This is a genomic window from Alkalibacterium sp. s-m-28, from assembly GCF_054658175.1.
The window spans coordinates 1-4,285 of sequence record NZ_BAAGIQ010000128.1; the positions used below are offsets into that span (position 1 = coordinate 1).

Genomic DNA, 4,285 nt, shown 5'->3' on the forward strand with positions numbered 1-4,285 from the left:
CAAAAGTCAAGTAATAAGCATAAAAATGTGAAAAAATTTAAAAAAAGAAAATAAGTGGAGGGAAAACTCAAAAGAGAAAACCCTAAATCCACTTATATAGAGCATCTATAGTTTCCTAGGTGTCTCAGTGTTTGCTAAGGAGGGAGGCATCATTCCAATGGATGCTGATCCCGTCAGCACACCAGCGTATACACTGCCAAATTCTTTGGAATGGATGATTTATCCCGGCAGATCAAACAGCTTCGAGCTCATTGAAGATGGTGGGCAGTCCAGAGCAGTGACTGAATTAACCCTTGATTATCAGACTCAGACTGTTCTCATAAAAGTTAAAGGAGAGGGTTCAGCTATTCCAGAGGGACGTGTCCACAGCTTGCACTTTAATGCTTCTGAGCAGGTGGAGCTGATCAGTGTGATAGGCGGTGAGATGATCGACCAGAGCTATTCCGATGAAATGAAGCGGACGACTATTACTTTCAGGATGAAGAACGAAGAAGAACTGAAAGTGACCTTCAAGTCCTTTAAATATATTGAAAAGCAGGACATCAGTCATGAGCTGTTTAAACGCCTGAACACCGCACAGGTCGGCTATTTTCTTAAAGATGACCTATACAACGATTTTAATGACAATCATTCAGAATTTAGTCTTCTATCAACTATAAATGAGTTAAAAGAAGTGCACTTAAGTCAGTCACTTTTTGAACTGTTGTATATTAAGAATAGTTAAATGGCTAAGTGATCTATCTGTTCTGTCATAAAAAGAAGGCCTGATTCCAATCAGGTCTTTTTAAGTTGTTCTATTAGACTCTTGTCATGGAAATATGCTATAATTAATAATGAACAGAATATGGATATTTTTTGATAAGGATCGACTATAGCGAGTTAAAAGAGGGTAGTGTATGAAAAACTGTGTGCTTGTGATTCCAGCATTAAATCCTAACGAAAAGCTTTGTGAATATGTCCGTTTATTGAGTGAAGAGCGTTTCCTTTCGATCCTCATCATTGATGACGGAAGCGAGCATACCTGTCAGTCAATTTTTGACCGGTGCAGCTCATATCATAATGTAAAAGTTATACGGCACTCCGAAAACAAAGGTAAAGGAAGAGCACTGAAAAATGCGTTTGCCTACATATTGGATGACGAGCAGATGAGCAAAGCGAATGGAGTTATTACGGCTGATGCAGATGGACAGCACAAACTGAGCGATGTTATGACTATATGTCAGTCCTTATCTAAAGATCAGAGTAAACTGGTCCTCGGAGTCCGATCTTTTGACTCTGAAAATGTTCCTTTATCCAACAAAACGGGCAATACTATTACTCGACATGTGTTCAGACTGCTGTACGGAAAACGCATTTCTGATACCCAGACAGGATTGCGTGGCATAGATATGGACAGTTTACATCATTTTACAGACCTTGAAGGCGAACGCTTCAGTTATGAAACAAATATGCTGATTGCAGCAGTCAGACAGAATCTGACGATAGAGGAATGTCCGATCGAAACGGTCTACATCAATGAGAATGAAAGCTCTCATTTCAATCCTTTCAAGGATTCTGCAGAAATTTACTGGGTGCTATTCAAAAATTTTTTTAAGTTCATGGGCGTTTCCCTAACGTCCTTTATACTTGATATTACGCTATTTCAATTGTTCATACTGATCCTTGGGTTTACCTTTGCCAGAAGGCGGATTCTTATTTCGACCATTCTGGCGAGAGCAGGGTCGTCGCTATTTAATTACTGTATGAACCGCTCAGTTGTTTTCAAGAGCAGACGTAAATGGAACAAGACAATTATAGGCTATTATTCATTAGCTGTAGCAGAAGCAGTTACTTCTGGTTTGTCCGTCTATTTACTGTTCCAGCTGACTGGTTTTAGAGAGGTCTTTCTAAAAGCCGGAGTTGATCTGGTCATTTTTCTGGTTAGTTATCGCATCCAGAAACTTGTGGTCTTTAAAGATTAAAGATCTGAGTTGGAATGAGTATGAAGAATTTGATTAACGAGAAGGCAGCTCGAAGTAATTCGAGCTGCTTTTTACATGCATATGGATGTATAGTATATCGATCAACTATAAGCAGAGTTGCTTAAATCAGTGGGGGTTTCCAGATTAGAGATGCTGTAACGGCATTTCCTTGAATTCAGGAAGGGCCGAACTGCTGTTAGTGGCTGATCTAACGAGACTTCATTAAAATAATTGACCAGTTAACTGTAACTAAAGAGAATCTGGCAATAGATTATTCCAATTAGAAAAGACTGAACTGTAACTACAGATCCTCTAATGGCATTAACACCTTTAAGAAATAAATAAACTACAACTACAAGCCTCATAATGACAAGATATCAAGCTCTTAGAGAATAAGATGTAACTAGACAGCGTCTAGTTATATCTTATTAAATACAGAGATCAGTAAAGTAGAATTAGAAATACTTTATTTCAGATGACCGCCGAGTGACTGACTGAATGAGTTCTAGTTATAAGCTGCTGAACAAGTAATGGGATGTTTGATTAACTCATATTTTCATTGCAGGACAATTTGCTGTTTAACTCAGGTAAGGAAAACGGTATGATTAGACTATTCACCAAGAATACAAGCATGCATGAAGACATGTAAGCCACACTCAAGGAGGATCGCCATGCATCTTTACTTAACAAACAAGCTGTTAAAAGCCTTTAAAAAGGCAGAAAAAATTATGAATGACTCTAACGACACCATGGATATCTCTCAAGAAGTGATAGCGGCAGACAAGCATGAGCCGTTTTTCAGCTGGCATGGAAACTTGATGACGGTCGATCAGGATGACTGCCTTGTACTGACGAATGACGGCACTGGTCTGACCCTCATCTTTCTTTCACCATATGAAGAGGATTATCTGGAGTTTGGGGACTGGTTGAGCGAAGCAATGGCTCGAATGATGCAACGGATGGGTTTTTCTGAGACCTCGGTCAATGCTTACTTTAATCATTATTCCAAACCAACGGCCAGTAAAGCATCAGATGCGGCTTTAATTGGAAAAAACAGCGCAGCACTCAACGTTCTTCATATGTATAGTGAACAGGCAGACGATGAAGAATGCTTTCAGGAAACCTGGTCGTACAAAGTCAGCATTAATAAGAAAGGGGAGGACGGTTCTCCGACTGCGATAGATGCTTTTTCCAACCAGTTCGAGCAGATCATCGGAACCGGATCAGTTTCATATTCGGTGGATGTGGCTGAGCTGGGAGTTCGACTGAAACTCGAAGGAGCGAAAGATGTCATCCGCATCATTCAAGTGCCGATGCACTATTCTTTTGATGACCTGCACACGGTCATCCAGAAAGTCTTCTTATGGAACAACTCCCATTTTCACCAGTTCATTTTAGAAGACGGCTTCACATTAATGGGATCCGAAGGTTATTATCATATGCAGCACTATAACCGTATGACCGATGATCATATAGGATCTGGAGCGCATCATACGCTTTCCGATGTGATATCTTACGATGAAAACTCGGTAATCCGCTATATTTATGATCTGGGTGACAGCTGGGAGCATGTTATTCAGCTTAGAAAAATATGGACAGAACATAAGCAGGTTCGCCCGCGATTGAAAATGATGATGGGAGATCCCGTTCCGGAAGATATAGGGGGAGCTGGAGGATATGCTTATTATCTTGAAGTGATGAATGATTCAGATCATCCGGATTATGACGCTCTTAAAGAGTGGGCCAGCCCGTTTGAATTGAAAAAAAGACAGTCGAATACTGTAGATAAGATAAACAAATCATTATAATACGGTCTACGAGCAGAGTGAAGTCAGTATTTTGACTCACTCTGCTTTTTTCTGTCGATAATTTTATTATTCAATAAGCAATTAGTAATATCAGTTATATCTACTATCTTTTTTTCTAATAAGGGATTGTAATAGTTGAATATAGAAGCTTTCATATTCATAAATAACAAGAATTATTGTGAAATATCCAGTTGCTTTCTCAAAAGTGGACGTACGGAGTGAACGGGAGACAAGTAGGATGCTGTTAAAAAAGTGATATAGTCAAAAATCAGGATGTAACAGAATTGTAAAAAATCTATTTTATACGCTACATATAAACTGTTAAGGGGGTAAATACGACTATTATGTGAAATAACTGTGGAAATACATGAAACATTACTATTAATCTGTATTGAACTACTCCACCTTAAATCCTAAGGGATTTTGAAGATGGAGATTCCTAAGAACTCCCACCTATTGGTCGGATATTGATTAGGCTAACTCTGTAGTCCCTACAGTTCTGGAAGTTAAAATACG

3 protein-coding genes are annotated in these 4,285 nt (G+C 39.0%); all 3 read left to right on the forward strand.

Annotated features, from left to right (window positions below; translation table 11 throughout):
• Positions 1-127 precede the first annotated feature (127 nt).
• The 3 genes from ACYQ4S_RS10990 to ACYQ4S_RS11000 all read left to right on the forward strand — a co-directional run bounded on the left by ACYQ4S_RS10990 (position 128) and on the right by ACYQ4S_RS11000 (position 3,769).
• A complete protein-coding gene (locus tag ACYQ4S_RS10990) occupies positions 128-724 on the forward strand; it encodes a DUF5110 domain-containing protein (RefSeq protein ID WP_459771146.1) in 597 nt (198 codons plus the stop codon).
• A gap of 172 nt (positions 725-896) precedes the next feature.
• Complete coding sequence (locus ACYQ4S_RS10995) at positions 897-1,961, forward strand: glycosyltransferase (RefSeq protein WP_459771148.1); 1,065 nt, start codon at positions 897-899, stop codon at positions 1,959-1,961.
• A gap of 671 nt (positions 1,962-2,632) precedes the next feature.
• Entirely contained in the window at positions 2,633-3,769 is a 1,137-nt protein-coding gene (locus tag ACYQ4S_RS11000) for a plasmid pRiA4b ORF-3 family protein (RefSeq protein WP_459771150.1), read from the forward strand.
• Positions 3,770-4,285 lie beyond the last annotated feature (516 nt).

Bases quoted from the DNA above. Each gene is read 5' to 3' on its own strand.
- ACYQ4S_RS10995 (WP_459771148.1), top strand. From the start codon at position 897: ATGAAAAACTGTGTGCTTGTGATTCCAGCATTAAATCCTAACGAAAAG.
- ACYQ4S_RS11000 (WP_459771150.1), top strand. From the start codon at position 2,633: ATGCATCTTTACTTAACAAACAAGCTGTTAAAAGCCTTTAAAAAGGCA.